Genomic DNA, 23,358 nt, shown 5'->3' on the forward strand with positions numbered 1-23,358 from the left:
ACCGATGCGATCGCCTCGGGCAAGAACGCGACGGCGGCGGGGAACTCGGCGGTGGCCATCGGCCTGGGCGCGACGGCTGCGAATGCCAACAGCGTGGCGCTGGGCTCCGGCTCGGCAACCGCTGCGGCGGTCGGCACAGCCAACGCCGTGATCAACGGCAAGACCTACAACTTCCAGGGCACCACACCGACCTCGACGGTGAGCGTGGGTGCAGTCGGCGCTGAACGCACGATCACCAATGTCGCGGCTGGGCGGATCTCGAACTCCTCGACCGACGCCATCAACGGCTCGCAGCTGTTCGCCACGAACGCCGCGATCGACGACGTGGCCACCACGGCCAGCAAGGGCTGGAACGTGACCACAGGCCAGACGGGCACCGGCACGGTCACAGGCACCAGCGTGCAGAACATCGCACCAGGCGCCACCGCCACCTACACGGCGGGCAACAACATCGCCATCACGCAGAACGGCGCAGAGGTGCAGATCGCCACCAGCGCCACGCCCAACTTCACCAGCGTGACCACNCGCCACCTACACGGCGGGCAACAACATCGCCATCACGCAGAACGGCGCAGAGGTGCAGATCGCCACCAGCGCCACGCCCAACTTCACCAGCGTGACCACCGGCGGCACGGTGCTGAACAACAACGGCCTCACGATCACGGGCGGCCCGAGCGTGACCAACACCGGCATCAACGCCGGCAACACGGTCATCACCAACGTCGCGCCCGGTGTCGCAGGCACCGACGGCGTGAACGTGACCCAGCTGAACGACACGGTCGCGGCCAACAAGACCAAGTACTACAGCGTCAATTCGACGGGCGGGGGCAACGAGAACAACCTCGGCGCCACGGGCACCGATGCGATCGCCTCGGGCAAGAACGCGACGGCGGCGGGGAACTCGGCGGTGGCCATCGGCCTGGGCGCGACGGCTGCGAATGCCAACAGCGTGGCNTCAATTCGACGGGCGGGGGCAACGAGAACAACCTCGGCGCACGGGCACCGATGCGATCGCCTCGGGCAAGAACGCGACGGCGGCGGGGAACTCGGCGGTGGCCATCGGCCTGGGCGCGACGGCTGCGAATGCCAACAGCGTGGCACTGGGCTCCGGCTCGGCAACCGCGGCAGCAGTCGGCACAGCCAGCACGGTGATCAATGGCAAGACGTACAACTTCCAGGGCACCACGCCGACGAGCACCGTGAGCGTGGGCGCGGTGGGCGCTGAGCGCACCATCACCAACGTCGCGGCCGGCCGGATCTCTGGGACAAGCACCGACGCGATCAACGGCAGCCAGCTGTTCGCCACCAACGCCGCGATCGACGACGTGGCCACCACGGCCGGCAAGGGCTGGAACGTGACCACAGGCCAGACGGGCACCGGCACGGTCACAGGCACCAGCGTGCAGAACATCGCCCCCGGCGGCACCGCCACCTACACGGCAGGCAACAACATCGCCATCACGCAGAACGGCGCAGAGGTGCAGATCGCCACCAGCGCCACGCCCAACTTCACCAGCGTGACCACCGGCGGCACGGTGCTGAACAACAACGGCCTCACGATCACGGGCGGCCCGAGCGTGACCAACACNGGCAACAACATCGCCATCACGCAGAACGGCGCAGAGGTGCAGATCGCCACCAGCGCCACGCCCAACTTCACCAGCGTGACCACCGGCGGCACGGTGCTGAACAACAACGGCCTCACGATCACGGGCGGGCCGAGCGTGACCACCACCGGCATCAACGCCGGCAACACGGTCATCACCAACGTCGCGCCCGGTGTGGCAGGTACCGACGGCGTGAACGTGACCCAGCTGAACGACACGGTCGCGGCCAACAAGACCAAGTACTACAGCGTGAACGACAACGGGGTGGCCGGGGCCAACGTGAACAACGACGGCGCAAAGGGCATCAACTCCATCGCTGCGGGCGTGGGCGCCAGCACCACTGCGGCCGCCACCGGCAGCGTGGCCATGGGCAACAACGCCGCGGCCAGCGTCGTCAACGGGCTGGCGCTGGGCACCGGCGCGGCGGCGGGCACCAACGCGGGCGACGTGGCACTGGGCTCGGGCTCGGTCACGGCGGCCGTGGTCAACACCCCCGGCGTGACCATCAACGGCACGCCCCACACCTTCCAGGGCACCACGGCAACGAGTACCGTGAGCGTGGGTGCGGTGGGCGCCGAGCGCACCATCACCAACGTCGCAGCCGGTCGGATCTCCAACACCTCGACCGACGCGATCAACGGCTCGCAGCTGTTCGCCACCAACGCCGAACTGGCCAACATCGGCTCCACGGCCAGCAAGGGCTGGAACATGACCACGGCCCGGACAGGCACGGGCACGGCGACGGGCACCAGCGTGCAGAACATCGCCCCGGGCGGCACCGCCACCTACACGGCGGGCGACAACGTCGCCATCACGCAGAACGGTGCAGAGGTGCAGATCGCCACCAGCGCCACGCCCAACTTCACCAGCGTGACCACGGGCGGCACGGTGCTGAACAACAACGGCCTCACGATCACAGGCGGCCCGAGCGTGACCAACACCGGCATCAATGCCGGAAACACGGTCATCACCAACGTGGCGCCTGGCGTGGCGCTCACCGATGCGGTGAACTTGAGCCAGCTGACCACGCAGGTGAATGCGTCCAAGATCCACTACTACAGCGTGAACGACAACGGCACGCAGCAGGGGAACTATGCGAACGACGGCGCCACGGGCATCAACGCCCTGGCCGCCGGCGTGAACGCCCTGGCCGCGGGTACCAGCGGCGTTGCCATGGGCAACGGCGCGCGCGCCAGCGCCGCGGACACCATTGCCATCGGCAGCACTGCGACGGCCGATTCGGCGGAGGCAGTGGCCATCGGCAAGAACGCGAAGGCCACGGGCGGCAAGGCCATCTCGATCGGCTCGGGCAACACGGCTTACGGCGACGGGGCCGTTGCCATCGGCGATCCGAGCTTTGCCAGCGGTACCGGTGCCTTTACCGGCGGTGCCAACAACATCGCCAACAGCGACGGCACGGCAACGGCCACTGCTGCCAACCAGGCCAACGGTGCAGTCGCCATCGGCAATGGCAACAAGGCGATCGGCCAGGGCTCGGTGGCACTGGGCAACGGCTCCACGGCCGGTGCGGCCGGCAAGGCCGGCAGCGTGGCCATTGGCGACGCCGCGACGGCGACTGCCAATGCGGGCGACGTGGCGCTGGGCTCCGGCTCGATCACCACGGCGGCGGTCGGCACGGCCAGCGCGACCATCAACGGCACGACCTACAACTTCCAGGGCACCACGCCGACGAGCACGGTGAGCGTCGGCGCGCCGGGGGCGGAACGCACGATCACCAACGTGGCGGCCGGCCGGATCTCCAACACCTCGACCGACGCGATCAACGGCTCGCAGCTGTTCGCAACCAACCAGTCGATCGAGGACCTCAGCACGACGGTCACGACCAACAAGACCAGGTACTACAGCGTCAATTCCACCGGCGGCACCAACGAGGACAACCTTGGTGCCACCGGCACCAACGCCATCGCGTCGGGCAAGAACGCGGCGGCGGGCGGTGCTTCGGCGGTGGCCATCGGCCTGGGGGCCACGGCCGCGGACGCCAACAGCGTGGCGCTGGGCGCGGGTTCGGCCACGGCCGCTGCCGTGGGGACTGCGAGCACGACGATCAACGGCACGACCTACAACTTCCAGGGCACCACCCCGGTGGGCACGGTGAGCGTGGGCACGGCCGGAGCCGAACGCACGATCACCAACGTGGCGGCCGGGCGGATCTCCGGCAGCTCGACCGATGCCATCAACGGCTCGCAACTGTTCGCCACCAACCAGTCGATCGAGGATCTCAACACCACGGTCACGGCCAACAAGATCAGGTACTACAGCGTCAACTCCACCGGCGGCGGCAACGAAGACAACCTCGGTGCGACCGGTGCCGACGCCATCGCGTCGGGCAAGGATGCGAGCGCAACTGTTGCCGGTGCGGTGGCCATCGGTTCGGGTGCCGTCTCCGACCGGGCGGTCGCGCCTTCCACCGGCAGCATTCCGGCCGGCAGTTCGCTGATCTCCTACAACACCACCGACCGCACCCTGCTGGGCGCACTGTCGGTCGGCAGTGCGACCACCTACCGCCAGATCACCAACGTGGCCGACGGCACGCAAGCGCAGGACGCGGTCACGGTGCGGCAGCTGTCGGGCGCGCTGACGGCCTTCGCGGTGACGCCGACGCTGTACTTCCATGCCAACTCCGCCGCGGCGGACTCGCTGGCCATCGGCGCGGAGTCGGTGGCCGTGGGCCCGCAGACGGTAGTCAACGGCAACAACGGCGTGGGCATCGGCAACGGCGCGGTGGTGCAGCAAAGCGCGCCGGGCGGCATTGCGATCGGCCAGGGCGCGACCTCGCACCTGGCCGACTCCATCGCGCTGGGCACGCAGTCGTCGGCCGCCGCCGTGCAAGGCGTGGCACTGGGCGCGGGCACCAGCGTGACGCAGGCCGGCGGCGTGGCGCTGGGCGCGGGCTCGGTGGCCTCCACCGCCGCGGGCGTGGCCGGCTACATCCCGCCCACCGCCACTGCCGCGCAGCGCATTGCCATCGGCGCGACCACCAGCACGCTGGCGGCGGTATCGGTGGGCAATGCAGCCAGCGGCCAGTTCCGGCAGATCACCGGCGTGGCCGCGGGCACGGCCGACAGCGATGCGGTCAACGTCTCGCAGCTGCGGGGTGTGCAGGGCACGGTCGCTGCCATCGACCAGTCGGCGGTCAAGTACGACAGCAACGCGGACGGCACGATCAACCACAACAGCGTGACGATGGGCGGCAGCAACGCCACCGCTCCGGTCACGGTGCACAACGTGGCGCCGGGCGTGGCGGGCACCGATGCCGTCAACGTGAACCAGCTGAACGCGGTCAGCGGCGGCCTGAACAACCGCATCGATGCGACCAACAGCCGCATCGACAGCGTCGAGAAGAACGCCTATGCCGGGGTTGCCGCGGCCATGGCCCTGCAGATGCCTGCGAGCTACGTTCCGGGCAAGACGGTCATGCGCATCGGCGCGGGCTCCTTCAAGGGCCAGGGCGCGCTGGGCATCAGTTTCCGGCGCACTTCCGAGAACAACGCCTGGAGCATCACCGGCGGCGTGGCCACCAGCCGTGCCGGGGTGGGCGCCACCGTTGGCGCGGAATGGGTCTTCAACTGATCGCCATACGGATGAACTGGACGAACTCCATCATGAACAAGCCTCTTCAAGCCAAGACTTTCTTCACGGTCCGTAGCGCACCGCTCGCCGCACTCTGCCTCGCGGCACTGGTGGCCGGCGGCTGCGCCAGCCCGAGCTACACCATCACGCCGGAGATGCAGGCCAGGGCCGCTTCGGAGAACCCGGCACCGCCGAAGGACGAGGACTTTCCCGCGCTGGACTCGGCCAAATGGCAGCAAGGCGCCTTTCCGAGCCTCGAGGCCCTGCGCGCCATGCGTGCCGGCATGGGCAAGGACCAGGTGCGCGAGCTGCTGGGCTTTCCGCACTTTCGCGAAGGCCTGGGCGGCGTGCGCGAGTGGAACTACATCTTCCACTTCCGCACGGGCGCCGGCCCGGAATACATCACCTGCCAGTACATGGTCCGCTTCAATGCAGACGTGCTGGCCAACGGCATGTACTGGAAGGGACCGGGCTGCGCGGACCTTCTCAAGCCGATGCCCGCGACGAAGCCCGCCGCTAACGCCCAGCCAGTGGCTCTGCCTGCAAAGACGACGCTCGGCGCCGACGGCCTGTTCCGCTTCGACGGCCGCTCACTGGCCGACCTGCTGCCCGAGGGACGGCGCAAGCTGGACGCGCTGGCAAGCGACATCAGGAGCAGCGCCAGGCCGGTGGACTCGATCAGGGTAACGGGGCACACCGACCGGCTCGGCAGCAGCAGCTACAACCAGGCGCTCTCGCTGGCGCGCGCCAACACCGTGCGCGACTACCTGGTGCAGGCCGGCGTACCGGCGCAGGTCGTGCAGGTGCAGGGCAAGGGCGAATCGGAGCCGAAGGTGCAGTGCGCACAGGCGAGGCGCCCGGACCTGATCGACTGCCTCGCCCCGAACCGCCGCGTGGAGATCGAGGTGTCTGCGCAGCGGTGAACTCCGCGGCGGGCCATGCCGAACGCAGGGCCCGCCGGCAGTTTCGACCGTAAGATGGCGCCGCGCCGCCGCAGAGCGGTGTCTGGAGACACGATGCCCCGCTTCACCCCCCGTGCCTTCGCTCACGCCGCCCTCGCCGCGGCCGGGCTCTCGCTGACGGCTTGCGGCACCGTGCCGCCGACCACCGAGCAGCTGGCAACTTCCTGTGCGTCTCTGGCACGCCATGTCATCGAGCCCGGAGCCATCGGCTTGCCCAGCGGCAGGGCCTCGGTCACTTCCGCCGTGCTTGCGCCTGCAAGTGCAGGAACGGCCAACGCCGGTGCATTCGCGCCGGCCCTTCCCCGCTTCTGCAAGGTCACGGGCACGATCGCATCGCGTGACCCTGCCGCGCAAGTCATCAACTTCCAGCTGAACCTTCCGACCGAATGGAATGGAAAGGCCCTGCAGTACGGCGGCGGTGGCTTCAACGGCGTGTTGATCACCGGCCTCGCGCCCTTGCGCGACGCCGCGCCGGGCGACCCGCTGCCCATCGCGCGGGGCTATGCGACCTTTGGCCAGGACTCGGGCCACCAGGCGAGCGCCTTCCCTCCCGGCGAGCCAGGCGCCTTCGCGCTGAACGACGAGATGCTCGAGAACTTCGCGTTCGCTTCGTACAAGAAGGTGAAGGACGCGGCCGTGGACCTCATGCGCGCCTACTACGCACGACCGCCGCAGCACACGTACTACTTCGGCGGCTCGGAGGGCGGGCGCGAAGGAATGATGATGGCGCAGCGGTTCCCGGCCGACTACGACGGCATCGTCAGCGTGGTGCCCGTCATCAACTGGACCGGCCTGTTCCATGCATTCGTGCGCAACCAGGTGCCACAACACGACGACTGGCTTCAGGCCGGCAAGATCCCGCTGATCGCGAAAGCCACCTCCGATGCCTGCGATGCGCTCGACGGGCTGGCCGACGGCGTCGTCAACAACTACATGGCTTGCCAGGCCCGCGTCGACCTGCAGCCGCTGCGCTGCCCCGGCGGCGGCGATGCAGGGTTGCAATGCCTGTCGGACGCGCAGCTGCGACTGGTGCGTGGCATCCACTCGCCGTATGTTTTTCCCTTTCCCATCGCCAACGGGCTCACCACCTACCCACAGTGGCTGTACGGCCATGAGGACAGCCTCGACGGTCCCTCCGCCCTGAACATGGTGCGCTGGGTCTCCGGCACGGCGGCGCCCATTGCTCCTCCGGATGCGGCGCGCCATTCGACGCAGTGGATCTACGGCAGCAACTGGATCCGCTACGCCGTCGCCCGCGACAAGGACTACGACGTGCGCCGCTATCGTCCCCAGGAGTTCCAGGCGCGGGTCCAGAAGACCTCCGCGATGATCGACGCCACCGACCCGGACCTTTCGGCATTCTTCGCTCGCGGCGGCAAGCTGATCGTGCGCGAGAACGCCGCCGACCGCGCACAGAGCCCCCTCATGGGAATCCAGTACCACGGTGCGCTCGTGGCGCGCATGGGAGCACCGGCCGTGGAAAGATCGGTGCGACTGTATGTTTCACCGGGCTCGACACACAGCGGCAATTCCCGGGCGGTCGGAGGCGGCGCGCCGGTGCCGACGATGGTGGACCTCCTGGATCCGCTGGACCGATGGGTAAGCACGGGCGCTGCGCCCGCAGACGCGCTGGTGCAAACGGTCAATGCGCCGCTGCCGCCGTTTGTCGTCCAGGCGTCTCGACCGATGTGCCGCTACCCCGCGTACCCGCACTACGCAGGCGGCGACCGCATGCAGGCGTCGAGCTACCAGTGCCGCGCGGCGACGCCTTGAGCAGGCTCCATCAAAGGAACCCGATGGAGAGCCACGGCACCGCGGCGACCACGATCGTGCCGACCAGCAGCGCGAGCATGTAGCCGACGATGGGCCGGATGCCCTTGTCCGGATGCACCCGCCCGATCGCGCATGCCGCGTAGTAGCCCACGCCCAACGGCGGCGCGAACAGCCCCAGCCCCATCGACAGCACGACGACCATGGCGTAGTGCACCTCGTGGATGCCGAGCTGGCGGGCGATCGGGAACAGCAGCGGGCCGAACAGCACGATGGCCGGGATGCCCTCGAGCACCGAGCCGAGCACCACGAAGGTGACCAGCGAAACGGCCAGGAACATCGGCGCGCCGCCCGGCAACCCGGTCATGGCCTGCGCCAGCGAACTGGAGAAGCCCGACTGCGTCAGCCCCCAGGCCATTCCCGTCGCGGTGCCGATGATCAGCAGGATCGCGCCCGACAGCGACGCCGTCGCCACCAGCATCGGCCCGACGCGCTTCCAGTCGAACTGGCGGTACACCAGCAGGCCCGACAGCACGGCATAGACGATGCCGATGGTCGAGACCTCGGTGGCCGTGGCCACGCCTTCGACGACAGCCGCGCGGATGATGAAGGGCAATGCCAGCGCCGGCACGGCAATCGCCGCCAGCTTGGCCACCTGCCGCCGCGAGGGACGCTCGACATGGCTGAGATCCTCGCCCCGCGCCCGCAGCCAGACGACGACGCACAGCGTGAGCCCCAGCACCACGGCCGGCAAAAGGCCGCCGGTGAACAGCGCCGCAATCGAGACGCCCGTGACCGATCCGATGGTGATCAGCACCAGGCTCGGCGGCACGGTCTCGGTCTGCGCGCCGGTGGCCGAGAGCAGCGCCACCAGGTCGCCTTCGCTGGCGCCGCGCTTCTTCATTTCCGGAAAGAGCGCCGGCGCCACCGCGGCCATGTCGGCGGCCTTGGACCCCGAGATGCCGGAGACGAGGTACATCGCCCCGACCAGCACGAACTGCAGGCCGCCGCGCACGTGGCCCAGCAGGCCCGCGAGGAAGGCGATCATGGCCTTGGCCATGCCGGTCATTTCGATGAGCAGCCCCAGGAACACGAACAGGGGCACGGCCAGCAGGATCAGGTGCGACATGCCCTCGTCCATGCGGCCGATGATCACCGGCAGCGCGGTGTCCGTTCCCAGCGCCAGGTAGCCGATGGTCCCCAGGCCGAACGCAAAGGCGATGGGAATGCCACTGAACACGCTCGCCCCGACCACGCCCACGAAGAAGATCAGCAGGTTGTAGCGCCCCAGGTCTTCGAAGACGCCGCGGCCCAGCGCGAAGGCGCCGATCACGATGGCCACGGCGGCGAAGGCCTTGGTGCCCGTGCGCCAGTCGGCATCCTTGAACAGCCGCAGCACCGAGAACAGCATCATCAGGGCGATGCCGCAAGGCAGCGCCGCAGCGCGCCATGCATTCGAGATCTCGAGGGCCGGCGTGGTGATGAAGCGCTCCTCCGAGGCATATTCCCACGCTGGCCAGGCCACCATCGCGAGGAAGGCCAGCGATGCGCACACGCTGATGGCCTCCAGCAACTGCTGGCGCGCGGGCGCCTGGCGCGAGACCAGCGCCGTCATGCGCATGTGCTCGCCGCGCCGCAGGGCGACCACGGCACCGAGCATCGCCAGCCAGATGAAGAGCATCGAGGCGAGTTCGTCGGACCAGACCAGCGGCCTGTGGAACGCGAAGCGCGCCACGACGCCGGCCAGCAGCACGGCGATGTCCGCCAGCACGAGCGCACCGGCGGCCGCTTCGACGATGAGCCCGAGCATGCGGTCGATGCGCGCCGCCGGCGAAGCGGGGCTCACCGCCGGCGACGCCTGCACGCCGTGGCCGGCGGGGCTCATCGCGTTCATGCCAGCTTGCCGACGGAGCGTTCCAGGAGGGCCCATGCCTCGTCGCCGTACTTGCTCTTCCACTCGCCATAGAAGCCGGCCTTGCGAAGCTGGTCGCGGAAGGCGGCGGCGTCCGGCTGGTTGAAGGCCAGGCCCTTGCCGGCCAGCTCCGTCTGCAGCCCGGCGTTGAGCTGCGCCACGTCATTGCGCTCCTTCAGGCCGGCCGCGTCGATGTGCTTGGCCACGATGGTGCGCAGGTCGGCCGGCAGCTTCTCCCAGGCGCGGCGGTTGGCCAGGAACCAGAAGCCGTCCCACATGTGGTTGGACAGCGAGCAGTACTTCTGCACCTCGAAGAGCTTGGCCGTCGAGATGATGGCCAGCGGGTTCTCCTGGCCGTCGACGATCTTCGTCTGCAGCGCGGAATAGACCTCGGCGAAGTTGATCGACGCCGGCGCCGCATCGAGGGCCTTGAACATCGAGGTCCACAGCGGCGACACCGGCACGCGGATCTTGAAGCCCTTCAGGTCGGCGGGCGTCGCGATGGGCCTGGACGACGAGGTGATCTGGCGAAAGCCGTTGTCCCAGATCTTTTCCATCGGCACGATGCCGGCCTTGGTGATCTGCGCGCGGATGTAGGCACCCAGTTCGCCGTCCATCGCCTTCCACACGCTCGGGTAGTCCTTGAAGGCAAAGCCGACGCCGCTGATCGATGCCGCCGGCACCAGTGTCGAGAGGATCAGGCCCGAGAGGGTGAAGAACTCGACGCCGCCCGAGCGCAGCTGGCTCAGCACATCCGTGTCGGAGCCGAGCTGGTTGTTCGGGAAGATCTGGATGTCGACGCGGCCGTTGGTCTCGGTGCGGATCGCATCGGCCATCTCCTTGGCGCGCAGGTTCATCGGATGCGTCACCGGCAGGTTGTTCGCGTACTTGTAGGTGAACTCGGCCTTGGTCTGCGCGAAGGCGCTGCCCGCGGGGGCGGCAACAACGGCGGCAGCGGCGGCGCCGCGAAGAATGGTGCGTCGGGAAATGTTCATGGCTTTGTCTCCTTGGTGGTTCGTAATTGTGATCGGTGGCTCAGCCGTGCATGGCCGGGCGCAATTCTCCACGCTCGACGAGGCGCGTTCGGATGTCGTTCTTGGTGATCTTGCCGTAACCCGACTTCGGCAGCGAATCCCAGAAGAAGAAGTGGCGCGGCCAGCGGTACCTGGCGCAGCGCCCGTCCAGATGGCCGAGCAGCGCCTCGGCAGTGAGGCCCGGCTGGCTCGCGACGACGACCGCGACACCGATCTCGCCCCACTTCTCGTCGGGCATGCCGAGCACGGCGACTTCGGCCACGCCCGGATGCGTGAGCAGCACTTCTTCGACTTCTCGCGGGTACACGTTGGAGCCGCCCGAGATGTACATGTCGGACTCGCGGCCGGTGATGTAGAGCAGGCCCCTGGCATCCACGCGGCCGAGGTCGCCGGTGTGGAACCAGCCGCCGCGCAAGGCCTTGGCGGTGGCCTCGGGGTTGTTGAAGTAACCCGCGAACACGGCTGGTCCGCGGCAGCAGATTTCTCCGACCGTGCCCGGCGGCACCGGCTGCATCTGCCCGTCGAGGATGGCGACCTGCATGCCGGTGCGCGGACGCCCGCAGGAGCCGACGTTGGCGTTCGGGTCGGCGTCGTCGCTCGCGTGCATGGACGGCGGCAGCACCGTGATGCAGCCGGTCACTTCGCCGAGGCCGAAGTACTGCACCAGCACCCTGCCGAGCTTGCGCAGCGCGCGCTTCTGGTCGGCCCGGTACATGGGCGCGCCGGCATAGATCACGTAGCGCAGCGAGCTGTGGTCGTAGCGGTCCACCGCAGGGTCCTCGACCAGCATCTTGACGATGGTGGGCACGGTGAAGACGTTGCTCACGCGATGCTCCTCGACCAGTTGCCAGAAGACCTCGGGCTCGAGCTTTTCCGAGGGCAGGAGCACCGTTGCCGCGCCGCGGGCGACGTTGAGCAAAGCATGGATGCCCGCGCCATGCGACAGCGGCGCCACCGCGATGGAGCGATCGTTCTCGTCGGTGCCCGGGATCAGGTCGGCGAGGTGGTTGGCCACCACGAAGGCCATCTGGCCGTGCGTCAGCATCGCGGCCTTCGGGCGTCCTGTCGTGCCGGAGGTATAGAAATACCAGAGCGGCGTGCCGGCCTCCACTTCGGCCTCCAGCGCGGGGGCGCCGAGGTTTGCGCGGACCAGGCTTTCGTAGCCGATCTCGCCGCTGCGCGCCTGCCCGATCGTGACGACGTGGCGCAGGTGCGATGAAGCCTCCTTCACCGCATCGACGTGGCCGCCGAAGCAGTCCTCGGCCAGCATCACCGTGGCTTCGCTCGAACTGCCCAGGTAGGCGATCTCCGGTGGCGTGAGCCGGAAGTTGGTCGGCACCCAGACCGCGCCGAGGCGGAACGCAGCCCAGCAGCTTTCGAACAGGGCTGCGTTGTTGCGCGACTGCATCAGCACCTTGTCGCCGGCCTTCACGCCCAGCGAGCGAAGCCCCTGCACCAGCGCGTCGACACGCGCGTCGATCTCGCGCCACGTCCAGACCCGCTCGCCCTGGATGAGCCCGGCGCGATCGGGGAACAGCGCCGCCGTCTGCGCGAGCAGCGAAGCGAGATTGGCGACCGGAGGGTGGCTCACACGCTCTCCAGCACGCTGAGGTAGTTGGCGACCGCGGCGCCGCCCATGTTGAACACGGCGCCGAGCTTCGGATTGCCGACCTGCATATCGCCCGCCGTGCCGGACAGCTGCATGGCCGCCATGACGTGCTGCGACACGCCGGTGGCGCCGATCGGATGGCCGCGCGACTTCAGCCCGCCCGAGAGATTGACGGGCAGCTTGCCATCCCGGCGCGTCACGCCGTCGAGAATCACCCGCGCCCCCTGGCCGTGCGGCGCCAGGCCCATCGCTTCGTACTCGAGCAGCTCGGCCACCGTGAAGCAGTCGTGCGTCTCGACAAAGCCGAGGTCGTCGAGACTGGCCTGCGCAGCGCTCATGCCCCGCTGCCACGCGAGGGCCGCGCCCTCGAAGCGCGTGGGGTCGCGCCGCGACAGCGGCAGGAACTCGTTGACCTGCGTGCGCGAGCGCCAGCGCACCGGCGTGACCGTTGCATTGCCGTTGGGCTCGGCCGAGATGACCAGCGCGGCGGCGCCGTCGGACACCAGCGAACAATCGGAACGCTTGAGCGGGCCTGCGACAAAGGGGTTCTTGTCCGATGCGTTGCGGCAGAAGTCGAAGCCCAGGTCCCGGCGCATGTGCGCATACGGGTTGTGCATGCCATTGGCGTGGTTCTTCGCTGCAATGGATGCCAGCGCGTCGCTCTGGTCGCCGAAGCGCTCGAAGTAGCTGCCGGCGATCTTGCCGAACACACCGGCAAAGCCCGCGGGCGTCGTGCCCTCTTCCTTCACGTAGGAACAACGCAGCAAGGTCTCGGCCACCTGCGGCGTGGAGACGGCGTTCATGATCTCGAAGCCCACCACCAGCGCGCGATCGACGCGGCCCGCCTGCACCGCATCGAGCGCGGCCCAGATCGCGGAGGAGCCGGTGGCGCAGGCGTTTTCGGTGCGCGTTGCGGGAACGTGGCGCATTTCGGGAAACGCCAGCGCAACGAGCGAACTGGTGAAGTCCTGCGGCAGGAAGCCACCATTGAAGTGGCCGACGAAGATGCCGTCGATGTCCCGCGGCTGCAGGCCCGCCGTCTGCAGCGCGGGCTCGACGGCCTCGCGCACGAGTTGCTCGGGATCGGCGGCGTCGAGCTTGCCGAAGCGCGTGTGGCCCCAGCCGATGATGTACGGCAGATTCGTCATGCCTTGGCCCCTTGCAGTTCGGCCCCGGCTTCGGCCTTGCGGCGGCGAAGGGTCGGCAGGCCGACGCCCGCCGCATCGAAGCCGCCGTCGACAGCCACGACCTGGCCATTGATGAAGCTCGCTTCGGGGCTGCACAGGAAGCCGATGACGTTCGCCATCTCCTCGGTGGTGCCGTAGCGGTTCAGCGGAATCGCGTCGTAGTAGTCGGAGCGGATCGCCACGCTGTGCACGAGCTTGGCCATCTCGGTTTCCACCGGGCCGGGGGCGATGACGTTCACGCGCACGCCGGCATCGCCGAGCTCGACCGCATGCTGCTTCGTCATGTGGATGAGCGCGGCCTTGCTGGTGCCATAGGCCACGCGCAGCGTGCTGGCCCGCAGCCCGGAGATCGAGGCGACGTTGACGATGGCGCCGCCGCCGTTGCCGGCCATCACCGCGCCGAAGGCCTGCGTGCAGAGGAAGGCGCCATCGAGGTTGGTGGCCATCACCGTTCGCCATTCCTTGAAGGAGGTTTCCAGCACCGGCTTGAAGATGGCCACGCCGGCGTTGTTGACCAGCGCGTCCACGCGGCCGAACTTTGCAACAACGGCCGCCACGGCGCTGTCGACCTGCGCCGGATCGGACACGTCGCAATGGATGCCAAGCAGATCGCCGGGGCGGCCGATCTCCGAGATCGTGCTGTCGAGCGTTGCGCTGTCGCAGTCGAGCAAGACGACCTTGCAGCCATGACCAAGAAACCATTCGCCGACGGCGCGCCCGATGCCGCGGGCGCCTCCGGTGACGACAGCGATGCGGGTTGGTGATGTGGTGCTCATGATGTGGTGCGTTGGGTTGAAAGGAAAAAAGAACTCGTGATCCATGGACCGGGCATGCGATCGAACATCGGTGTCGTCTCCTGCTGCCACTTGTGGGAGCGGCCCCCGTTCACGTGCTTGGCGTGCGAGATGCGATGCAGTCTAGGGATGCACTTCGATCCAGAGAAATTTAAAATCCGGATCAATCGATACAGAGGGCAAATCAATGGACATGCGCCACCTGCGCTGCTTCGTCGCCGTTTCCGAGGAGCTGCATTTCGGCCGCGCCGCCGAACGGCTGCACCTCACCCAGCCGCCCGTGAGCCTGGCGATCAAGGAGCTGGAAGAAGAACTGGGCGTCACCCTGCTCGAGCGAACGTCGCGCCGCATCGCGCTCACACGGGCCGGAGAGGACGCATTGCGCGACGCACGCGCCGTGCTGGCAGCGGCCGACACCCTGCGCAAGCGCGCCCTGGAGGCCGCTCAGGGCTTGATGGGCTCGCTCTCGCTCGGCTTCATCAGCTTGCCGGCCTATTCATTCCTGCCGCCGATGCTGCGCGCCTTCACCGAGGACTACCAACGCGTGAACGTGTCGCTGCTGGAAGGCACCACCGACCAGATCATTCACGACGTAGAGAGTGGCGGGCTCGATGTCGGCCTGGTGTTCCGGACGCCCGACCTGCCTGTGGCGCTGAACACGCGGCTGGTCCATACGGAACCGCTGCTCGTGGCGCTGCCCGCGTCGCACCCCTTGGCCAGCGGCACGCGCATCGCGCTCGAAAAATTGTCGAACGAACGCTTCCTCGGATTCGAGCGCCATCAGGGTCCGATGATGTTCGACGCCATCGTCGCCACCTGCATGCGGCATGGCTTCAGCCCCAAGCTGTTTCCGGCGCGGCAGATGCACACCATCGTGAGCCTGGTGTCCGGCGGCATCGGCGTGGCGCTGGTGCCCGGCAGCGTGCAGGCATTGCATCGCGAGGGGGTCGTCTATCGAAGCATGAAGGGCGAGAAGACCATCGTCGAGACCGTCGCCATCTGGCGCAAGTCCGACGATTCGCCGCAGGTGAAGGCGCTGCTGTCGTGCTTGCCGAAGATCGGACAGCGGGGTGATACATGTTCACTCTGACCCGCCTGACGATCCACCGCGCCAGGAAAGAACGCCTGCCCCAGGTCGCCGGAAGCCTGACATTCACGACCTTGCTGTCCATCGTGCCCTTGCTGGCAACGAGCTTCGCGCTGTTCACGCGATTCCCGATCTTCAAGCGATTCAAGGACGCGATCCATGAGTTCCTGCTGAGCAGGCTGCTGCCGCCAGACATCGCGCGCACGGTCCTCAAGTATCTGGACCAGTTCGCCGCGAATGCCAGCAGCCTGACCTGGGTCGGCTCGCTCTTCCTGCTGGGGACCGCCGTCGCGATGTTGCTGACCGTCGAGAACGCGTTGAACCAGATGTGGGAGGTGAGGAGGAATCGGCCCTTCTTCAGAAGGGTCGGCCTGTACCTGCTGATGCTGGCCGTCGGGCCACCTGTGATGGGTCTGAGCCTGTGGGCAACGTCGTACGTGCTGGGCGTTTCCCTGGGCCTGATCGGCGCCTTGCCACCATCGCTCGCCTTCGTGCTCGACCTCGGGCCGCTCGTGCTCGGTGTGACCGCGCTGACGGGCATGTTCTATTTCGTTCCGAACACGAAGGTGCGGCTGCGCGACGCCGTCGCGGGCGGCCTGATCGCCAGCGTGGCTTTCGAGCTGGGCAAACGGGGCTTCGCCACCTACCTCGTCAAGGTGCCGACCTACAAGGCGCTGTACGGGGCGTTCGCGGCATTTCCGATCTTCCTGCTGTGGGTGTACTTCTCGTGGCTGATCACGCTGGTCGCGGCCATGATCACGGCCAACCTGGCTCTTGCGCGACGGCGACAGCCGGGGAAGGCAGCTCGGACCGGGCAGCGAAGTCACCGGGACGCCATGCAGCGTTCCTAGTTTCGCGCCACGAGCGCCAGCTTCCTTCGGAGCAGTTGCCGGGGTTCTTTGCCAACAGCGAGGAATGCTGGCGGAAACAATGTTCAGCTATTAAAACTTGGACTTTGTAGAGGGTTACCTCCTCTCTCTCGTGTCAGAGCTTCGGTGCAATTCCCCGTTACGATTTGTATGTCCTTGGTCGTAGTTTCAGCGATCAGGACATTCAAATAACAGAGGGAATCTTGTAATGAAATTGTTTTATCTTGTGGCCGGAGCGGCTGTCTTGGCGGGAGGGTTGGGAGGATGCGGTGGCGGTGGCGGTGGCGGGGGTGGTGGAGCGGTTTTTCCAATCTTTCCGGCCACGCCCGTCGCGCCCGTCTCGCTCGGCGTCACCGTGACGGTCAATGGCAACGCTGTCGATGCCAATGGCAGCGGCCAGTACGCCGCAAAGCCCGGTGATACGGTCACCATCGTCCCGAACCTCGGGTCCGACTGGAGCAGCAACTCTTCGCCGGCCGGCTCCGTGAGCCTGCGTAAAACGGACATCTCCAGCCTCAAGTGGTCCGCACAGCTCGCCAATGAGACCACCGCTGCCAGCGTGTTCACAGTTACGGCGAAAGCCTCCGCGAACAGCGCGCAGGTGAAGGACATCGTCTTCAACGTGTCGGCTGGCGATGCCCGCAATGGCCAGTACAAGGTGTTCGCGACCAATGGTACCCGGCAGACGCTGGCGCTCAACTTCGACACGATGTCGTACGAAATGACGGACGAAACCGGCAACACGGTTTCGGACACCTTTGGTTCTGATCTCTCCGAGGCCGGCACCTATCTGTTCAAGAGTTCGCGCAATACGGCCACGGCCATCAACACTCGGTTCCGGCTCGCGACTGATACCGTAGTGGGCAGCTTCCCGTTCCAAGTTGCCAAGGTCCCGGGCACCTATGCCGTGCAACCTTTCGTGGCCTCGCGTGCGCTCGTGACGGCGCAGCCGGCCCTTGATGGCATCTACACCCGCCTGGGCATCAACCTCCAGGCCGCCACTCGCGACTCGAATATTCGGCAGGTGCAAGTCGCCAGCGGTGGCACGGTCGTCTACATGTGCAACGAAGCAGCAATCACCTCCATTGCCGCCTGTCCACCTGCTTCCTTGTTGACGTACAACGTGACGGCAGGTTCGGCATCGGATGCATGGAACATCGCCAACGTGAACGATCCGCTCGATGCGGGCGCCTTCTATATTGCCCGCGTAGCCGGAAAGAACGTCTACCTCTCCGCCGGCACCAATCCGAAGCCGCCAAATGACTCGGTGTTTCGCATTGGATTGGCCGAATCTGCGACTTGGCCGGTGAGCAAGACCAGCGGTGGCGATACGAGTGGCGCTTGGGGAACGCTGGACTTTGATGCCACGACCTATTCGAGTGTGCTCGCCCGCAGCGATGCAACAGCTTCGGGCTTCACCGCCAATCTGAGCTCACCAAGTGCCACGATTTCGAATCTGAGGCTTTTCACTGGCCCGAGTTCTGAGTTCTACTTCGGAACCCAAGACGGCACGCTTTCGGTCGTGGTGGGTGCGCGCAGCGGCCCGGTTGCCGGCTACATGCAGATCGGTCTGGTTCGCTGACCGGGCGAGCAGTCGCAAGAAGTCCGGCATGACCGCCGGCTTCTTGAGAAATCGGAGCCAGAAGGTTCAGCGTGATTTCTAGATGAAATGGTGAAAAGGACGATTTACCGCCATTCATTGGCGTCCAGTCGTTCCGCAGCCACAGCACGGTCAATCTTCTTTGCGACGGCCAGCAGCTGCAGCGCGGTGATGGTCGCAATCGGCCGTCGCCCCAGGTCGGGAAACACGTCCGCTTCAAGCCTAGTGAGCACGTAGCCCGCGTGTCGCTCGGACTTACCAGCCTTCCAGTGCTTGTGCCAGGACCGAGCCACCGCCTCGAAGGGGTTGCCGACGCTGATGCACGCGCTGAGCTTCGCGTCAGTTTTGGTCTGTGCAGCCCTTCAACACGAGGGGAGCATCATCGCGAGCACGCCGGGCCTGCGCCAGGGTCACTTCGGGATAGACGCCGACTGCCAGCCGTTTCTCCTTGACGTTGACGCTGTACTTCCAGCGCCAGAGCTTGCTGCCCGTGGCAGTCACCTCGAGGTATAGGCCGCCGCTGTCGGCGAAGCGTTGGTACGCACGGCCGTCAGCGCATTTCGCGTTCTTGCAGGCGATGTCAGTGAGCGACATCTGGGGGCATTTCTGAGCAAGACCCGCGCGAATCGCGGTTCATGTCCGCAACTGCCCCCCGATTTGGACCGGCTGTCAAAAGACGTTGCCGGACAACCGCGCACAAAAAAGCCCCGTCTAGCGGGGCCTGGCTGGTGATTCCCGGCCGTTGGCGGCCTACTACGGGATCATTTCTGGAGGAGAGGGAGGGATTCGAACCCTCGGTACTATCGCTAGTACGCCTGATTTCGAGTCAGGTACATTCGACCACTCTGCCACCTCTCCGGTGCTGTCGAGCCTCAGATTATAGCGGAGGAAATTGCGCTTTTTGAAGCCTTGGGCTCAGCCACGCAAAACTTCAAGCCCGCCGAGGTACGGACGCAACGCCGCAGGCACGTTGATGGAGCCGTCTTCGTTTTGATGATTCTCCAGCACGGCGACCAGCGCGCGGCCCACCGCGAGGCCGGAGCCGTTGAGGGTGTGCACGAGTTCGTTCTTGCCCTGCGCGTTCTTGAAACGGGCCTGCAAACGGCGCGCCTGGAAGGCTTCGCAGTTCGAGACCGAGCTGATCTCGCGGTAGGTGTCCTGCGCGGGCAGCCACACCTCGAGGTCGTAGGTTTTGGTGGCACCGAAGCCCATGTCGCCGGTGCACAGCAGCACCACGCGATACGGCAGCTCCAGCGCCTGCAGCACGGCTTCGGCGTGGCCGGTCATCTGCTCGAGCGCGTCGTAGCTCTTCTCCGGGTGCACGATCTGCACCATCTCGACTTTGTCGAACTGGTGCTGGCGGATCATGCCGCGCGTGTCGCGGCCCGCGCTGCCGGCTTCGGAGCGGAAGCAAGGCGTGTGGGCCGTGAGCTTGATGGGCAACTGCGCCTCGGGCACGACCTCGTCGCGCACGAAGTTGGTCAGCGGCACTTCGCTGGTCGGAATGAGGTACAGCGCCGAATGGTCGGGCGCAGGCTCGCCGTCCTGGCCGCCCTTCTTCGCGGCGAACAGGTCGCCTTCGAACTTGGGCAGCTGGCCGGTGCCGCTGAGCGTGGCCGCGTTGACCACGTAGGGCACGTAGCACTCGGTGTAGCCGTGCTGTTCGGTCTGCAGGTCGACCATGAATTGCGCGAGCGCGCGGTGCAGGCGGGCGATCGGGCCCTTCATGACGGTGAAGCGCGAGCCCGAGAGCTTGGCACCCATTTCGAAATCGAGGCCCAGCGGCGCGCCGAGGTCGACGTGGTCCTTGGGCGCGAAGGCCAGCGGCGTGGCATTGGCGCCGGCGCCACCCTTCGGGGCCCAGCGGCGCATCTCGACGTTGCCGGCCTCGTCTTCGCCCAGCGGCACGCTGGCGTGCGGCAGGTTGGGCACGGCGAGCAGCAGCGCGTGCAGTTCGGGCTGGATTTCTTCGAGGCGCTTGGACTGCGATTCCTGCTCGGCCTTGAGCGCGTTGACTTCGACCATGAGCGCATCGACCGATTCGCCCTTGGCCTTGAGCGGGCCGATCTGCTTGTTCAGCGTGTTGCGGCGCGCCTGGATTTCCTCGGTGCGGGTTTGCAGCGTCTTGCGCTCGGCCTCGAGCGCGGTGAACGCCGGCACATCGAGGTACGGCTGGTTCTTCTTGCGTTTTTCGAGGCCGGCCACGGCGGAGGCCAGGTCTTTGCGGAGCAGGGTGATGTCAAGCATGGGGGGATTTTAGGTGGGCGTAGCATCGCGGTCCCACTCACCCACCTCGAAGGGAAAAACGATGGAAGCCTATCTGACATTCAACGGCAATGCCGCCGAAGCGCTCGCCTTCTATGCCAAGGCGCTGGACGGCAAGGTCGCCTTCAGCATGACCTTCGGCGAGAGCCCGATGGGTGCCCAGACCCCGGCCGGCTACAAGGACAAGATCATGCACGCCACGCTCGAGGCCCGCGGCCACAAGCTGATGGCCTCGGATGCGCCGCCGGAGTGGCCCTTCGAGGGCTACAAGGGCTTCTCGCTGTCGGTGCAGGCCGACAACGTGGATGAGGGCAAGAAGCTGTTCGACGCGCTGGCCGAAGGCGGCAAGGTCACGATGCCCTACGGCCCGCAGTTCTGGGCCAAGGGCTTCGGCATGCTGACCGACAAATTCGGCGTGGCGTGGATGGTGAACTGCGAAAAATGAAGGCCCCCCGGCTTTTCACTGCGCTTCGCTCCGTGTAATTCGCCCCCCCCAAGGGGGAGGCCCGGCTCGCCTTGGGGCGGCCCGGCGGTGGCCGCCTTCGACTCTCAGGCGACCGTCGCGGGATCGACATTCGCCCCGCAGACGATCAGGCAGACCCTCTCGCCCGCGCGCGGCGCGTAAACGCCGGTCTGCAGCGCAGCCAGCGGCAGCGCGGCGGCCGGCTCCACCGCCAGCTTCAGCTCTTTCCACAGCCACTGCTGGGCGGCGCGGATGGATTCATCGGACAGCAGCAGCGCGTGCTGCACCTGCTGTTGCGTGATCTCCCAGGAAATGGCGCCGATGCGGCGCGCCCCGAGCGAATCGGCCGCGATGCCGCCGACCTCCACGTCGACCGGCTCGCCGGCCTCGCGAGCGCGAAACAGCGTGGGCGCCTTTTCGGGTTCGAGCGCCACCACGCGGGCGCGCTGCTCGAACCAGCCGGCGAGGCCGCCGATCAGGCCGCCGCCGCCGACGCTCACGAGCACCGCATCGGGCAGGCCGCCCTGCAGCTCGATCTCGCGGCCGAGCGTGCCCGCGCCGGCCACCACTTCGGGCTGGTCGTAGGCATGGGTGAGCAAGGCGCCGGATTCTTTCTGGCGCGTCAGGCAGGCGGCCAGTGCATCGGGGTATAGCTCGCCGACGACGAGCACTTCCGCGCCTAGCGCACGCAGCCGCGCGCGCTTGGCTTCGGGCGACACGCCCGGCAGGAACACCTGGCAAGGCACGCCCAAGGCCCGCGCCGCGGCCGCCGTGGCAATGCCCGCATTGCCGCCCGAGGCCACGACCACGCCGCTTTCCGGAATGTCGTTGGCCAGCAGCCGGTTCATCATGCCGCGCGCCTTGAAGCTGCCGCTGACCTGCATGTGCTCGAGCTTCAGCCAGATCTCGGCGCCCGGCGCCGCGACGCCGAAGGCGGCCGCCGGCAGCTTCCATAGCGGGGTTTCGCGCAGGAAGTGGCCGGCACGCTCGGCCAGCCTGCGGGAGGCGCCATCTATTTCAGAGCGCCAATCGATGGTTTTCTTGTCGTTCAAGAGATATGTCCTGGAGGCGGAATGTCGTCGAGCTTGAGGCCCTTGGGCAGCGGAAACTTGATGGTCTCCTCGATGCCGTCCATCTTGCGGACCGACACCGCGCCGAACGCGCGCACGCGCTCGATCACCTCGCGCACCAGCACCTCGGGAGCCGAGGCGCCGGCGGTGAGGCCGATGCGCGTCTTGCCCTCGAACCACTCGGGCTTGAGCTCTTCAGCCGAATCGACCATGTAGCTCTCGGTGCCCAGCCGCTGCGCCAGTTCGCGCAGCCGATTGCTGTTGGAGCTGGTGGGGCTGCCGACCACGATCACGAGGTCGACCTGCGGGCTCATGATCTTCACCGCGTCCTGGCGGTTCTGGGTGGCGTAGCAGATGTCCTGCTGCTTGGGCTCTCGCACGGCCGGAAAGCGCGTGCGCACGGCGGCGGCGATCTCGGCCGCGTCGTCCACGCTCAGCGTGGTCTGCGTGACCACTGCGAGCTTTTCGGTCTGCAAGGGCGCGACCGTCGCCACGTCTTCCACGTCTTCGACGAGGTGAATGCCGCTGCTGAGCTGGCCCATCGTGCCCTCGACCTCGGGATGCCCCTTGTGGCCGATCATGATGAACTCGAAGCCCTCCTTCGCGAGCTTGGCGACCTCGACGTGCACCTTGGTCACCAGCGGGCAGGTGGCGTCGAAGATCGAGAAGCCGCGGTCGCGCGCCTCCTGCTCCACCGCCTTGCTCACGCCGTGCGCGCTGAACACCAGCGTGGCGCCGGGCGGCACGTCGGACAGTTCCTCAATGAAGATCGCGCCCTTGGCCTTGAGCTCGTTCACCACGTAGGTGTTGTGCACGATCTCGTGGCGCACGTAGATCGGTGCGCCGAACTTGGCAAGGGCGCGCTCGACGATCTCGATGGCGCGGTCGACACCCGCACAGAAACCGCGCGGTTCGGCAAGGATGACTTCCGAGATGTCGGGGTTCATGGTGCCTCCTGCCGGGCCGCCCCAAAGGAGGCACGCGCCCCCTCGGGGGGCAGCGATACGCGAAGCGATGAGCGTGGGGGCATCATCACAGCACGCCGATCAGCTTCACTTCGAAGGTGACGGGCTGGCCGGCCAGCGGATGGTTGAAATCGAAGCGCACCGCGGTTTCGTTCGATTCGATCACCGCGCCCGCGTAGCTGCCCGTGCCGTCGGGCGTGGGGAACTGCACGACGTCGCCGGTAGCGTATTGCTCGTCGGGGTCGCCCATCTGAGCGAGCAGCTTCCTGGCCACCCACTGCTGCATGTCGGGGTTGCGCTCGCCGAAGGCCTCGCCGGCGGGCAGCTCGAAGGTGGCGTGCGTGCCCTCTTCCAGGCCCATCAGGCGCTGCTCCACGGCCGGAGAAAGCTCGCCGGTGCCGAGCGACAGGGTCGCGGGCTTGTCGGCGAAGGTGTTGATGATGTCGCCCGCCGGGCCGGCCAGCCGGTAATGCAGGGTCAGGAAGGAGCCGGAAGTCACGATTTGGGACATGGGGGCAGCGGAGGTGGGCAAAGACAAGGTAGGTGTCCCGATAAACTGGGCCTCATTTTAAG

17 protein-coding genes, 1 tRNA gene and 3 pseudogenes are annotated in these 23,358 nt (G+C 67.0%); 9 read left to right on the forward strand and 12 right to left on the reverse strand.

The features are described 5' to 3' along the window. Positions 1-204: 204 nt before the first annotated feature. The 5 genes and pseudogenes from ASC92_RS29585 to ASC92_RS06930 form a co-directional block, all read left to right on the forward strand. Positions 205-524: pseudogene (locus ASC92_RS29585) on the forward strand (hypothetical protein); the annotation flags it as partial. A 486-nt stretch (positions 525-1,010) separates the two neighbouring features. After that, positions 1,011-1,588, forward strand: a pseudogene (locus ASC92_RS29590) (adhesin); the annotation flags it as partial. A 1-nt stretch (position 1,589) separates the two neighbouring features. Then, a pseudogene (locus ASC92_RS06920) lies at positions 1,590-5,198 on the forward strand (beta strand repeat-containing protein); the annotation flags it as partial. Between the two features lie 32 nt (positions 5,199-5,230). Then, on the forward strand, positions 5,231-6,121 hold the full coding sequence (locus tag ASC92_RS06925) for an OmpA family protein (RefSeq protein ID WP_235505717.1): 891 nt from the start codon (positions 5,231-5,233) through the stop codon (positions 6,119-6,121). A gap of 93 nt (positions 6,122-6,214) precedes the next feature. Further along, a complete protein-coding gene (locus ASC92_RS06930; protein WP_056512332.1) occupies positions 6,215-7,933 on the forward strand; it encodes a tannase/feruloyl esterase family alpha/beta hydrolase in 1,719 nt (572 codons plus the stop codon). Positions 7,934-7,943: 10 nt separating this feature from the next. Here ASC92_RS06930 and ASC92_RS06935 read toward each other — a convergent pair whose 3' ends face one another. The 5 genes from ASC92_RS06935 to ASC92_RS06955 are packed head-to-tail and all read right to left on the reverse strand — an operon-like array spanning position 7,944 to position 14,448. Then, positions 7,944-9,815 (reverse strand): TRAP transporter large permease subunit, encoded by a 1,872-nt coding sequence (locus ASC92_RS06935; RefSeq protein ID WP_414820400.1) that lies wholly within the window; start codon positions 9,813-9,815, stop codon positions 7,944-7,946. A 5-nt stretch (positions 9,816-9,820) separates the two neighbouring features. Continuing rightward, positions 9,821-10,837: a TRAP transporter substrate-binding protein gene (locus ASC92_RS06940; RefSeq protein WP_056512340.1), complete on the reverse strand. Its 1,017-nt coding sequence runs from the start codon at positions 10,835-10,837 to the stop codon at positions 9,821-9,823. A 40-nt stretch (positions 10,838-10,877) separates the two neighbouring features. Further along, the gene (locus ASC92_RS06945; protein WP_056512343.1) at positions 10,878-12,467 is read right to left on the reverse strand and encodes an acyl-CoA synthetase; all 1,590 of its coding nucleotides are present in this window, start codon (positions 12,465-12,467) and stop codon (positions 10,878-10,880) included. Further along, complete coding sequence (locus tag ASC92_RS06950; protein WP_056512345.1) at positions 12,464-13,633, reverse strand: acetyl-CoA acetyltransferase; 1,170 nt, start codon at positions 13,631-13,633, stop codon at positions 12,464-12,466. The genes ASC92_RS06945 and ASC92_RS06950 overlap by 4 nt, the downstream gene beginning before the upstream one ends. Next, positions 13,630-14,448: an SDR family NAD(P)-dependent oxidoreductase gene (locus ASC92_RS06955; protein ID WP_056512826.1), complete on the reverse strand. Its 819-nt coding sequence runs from the start codon at positions 14,446-14,448 to the stop codon at positions 13,630-13,632. The genes ASC92_RS06950 and ASC92_RS06955 overlap by 4 nt, the downstream gene beginning before the upstream one ends. Positions 14,449-14,653: 205 nt before the next feature. Between ASC92_RS06955 and ASC92_RS06960 the strand changes: the two genes are divergently transcribed. From ASC92_RS06960 to ASC92_RS06970, 3 genes are all read left to right on the forward strand, one after another. After that, the gene (locus ASC92_RS06960) at positions 14,654-15,556 is read left to right on the forward strand and encodes a LysR family transcriptional regulator (protein WP_056512350.1); all 903 of its coding nucleotides are present in this window, start codon (positions 14,654-14,656) and stop codon (positions 15,554-15,556) included. Beyond that, entirely contained in the window at positions 15,544-16,404 is an 861-nt protein-coding gene (locus ASC92_RS06965; protein WP_056512352.1) for a YihY family inner membrane protein, read from the forward strand. The genes ASC92_RS06960 and ASC92_RS06965 overlap by 13 nt, the downstream gene beginning before the upstream one ends. A 226-nt stretch (positions 16,405-16,630) precedes the next feature. After that, on the forward strand, positions 16,631-18,004 hold the full coding sequence (locus ASC92_RS06970) for a hypothetical protein (protein ID WP_157609000.1): 1,374 nt from the start codon (positions 16,631-16,633) through the stop codon (positions 18,002-18,004). Positions 18,005-18,108: 104 nt separating this feature from the next. Here ASC92_RS06970 and ASC92_RS29630 read toward each other — a convergent pair whose 3' ends face one another. The 4 genes from ASC92_RS29630 to serS all read right to left on the reverse strand — a co-directional run bounded on the left by ASC92_RS29630 (position 18,109) and on the right by serS (position 20,269). Beyond that, positions 18,109-18,315 carry a phage integrase central domain-containing protein gene (locus tag ASC92_RS29630; protein WP_414820397.1) on the reverse strand — a complete coding sequence of 69 codons (207 nt, stop codon included), beginning with the start codon at positions 18,313-18,315 and terminating at the stop codon, positions 18,109-18,111. 46 nt (positions 18,316-18,361) lie between these two features. Continuing rightward, positions 18,362-18,616 carry an Arm DNA-binding domain-containing protein gene (locus ASC92_RS06975; protein WP_056512358.1) on the reverse strand — a complete coding sequence of 85 codons (255 nt, stop codon included), beginning with the start codon at positions 18,614-18,616 and terminating at the stop codon, positions 18,362-18,364. Positions 18,617-18,790: 174 nt separating this feature from the next. Further along, positions 18,791-18,880, reverse strand: a tRNA-Ser gene (locus ASC92_RS06980). 57 nt (positions 18,881-18,937) lie between these two features. Further along, positions 18,938-20,269, reverse strand: a complete 1,332-nt coding sequence (serS, locus tag ASC92_RS06985; RefSeq protein WP_056512361.1) for a serine--tRNA ligase — start codon at positions 20,267-20,269, stop codon at positions 18,938-18,940. Between the two features lie 61 nt (positions 20,270-20,330). Here serS and ASC92_RS06990 point away from each other — a divergent pair, with 61 nt between their 5' ends. Next, positions 20,331-20,732, forward strand: coding sequence for a VOC family protein (locus ASC92_RS06990; RefSeq protein ID WP_056512364.1), 402 nt, complete (start codon positions 20,331-20,333; stop codon positions 20,730-20,732). A 104-nt stretch (positions 20,733-20,836) separates the two neighbouring features. On the opposite strand, the gene ASC92_RS06995 is transcribed toward ASC92_RS06990, so the two are convergent. From ASC92_RS06995 to ASC92_RS07005, 3 genes are all read right to left on the reverse strand, one after another. Continuing rightward, positions 20,837-21,802: a threonine/serine dehydratase gene (locus ASC92_RS06995; RefSeq protein WP_056512367.1), complete on the reverse strand. Its 966-nt coding sequence runs from the start codon at positions 21,800-21,802 to the stop codon at positions 20,837-20,839. Continuing rightward, positions 21,799-22,767 (reverse strand): 4-hydroxy-3-methylbut-2-enyl diphosphate reductase, encoded by a 969-nt coding sequence (gene ispH / locus ASC92_RS07000; RefSeq protein WP_056512370.1) that lies wholly within the window; start codon positions 22,765-22,767, stop codon positions 21,799-21,801. Before ispH ends, ASC92_RS06995 begins: the two co-directional genes overlap by 4 nt. Positions 22,768-22,852: 85 nt before the next feature. Beyond that, a complete protein-coding gene (locus ASC92_RS07005) occupies positions 22,853-23,296 on the reverse strand; it encodes an FKBP-type peptidyl-prolyl cis-trans isomerase (protein ID WP_056512829.1) in 444 nt (147 codons plus the stop codon). Positions 23,297-23,358: the final 62 nt, after the last annotated feature.

Origin of the sequence: Variovorax sp. Root411, from assembly GCF_001425205.1 — a bacterium.
Classification (GTDB): domain Bacteria; phylum Pseudomonadota; class Gammaproteobacteria; order Burkholderiales; family Burkholderiaceae_C; genus Variovorax.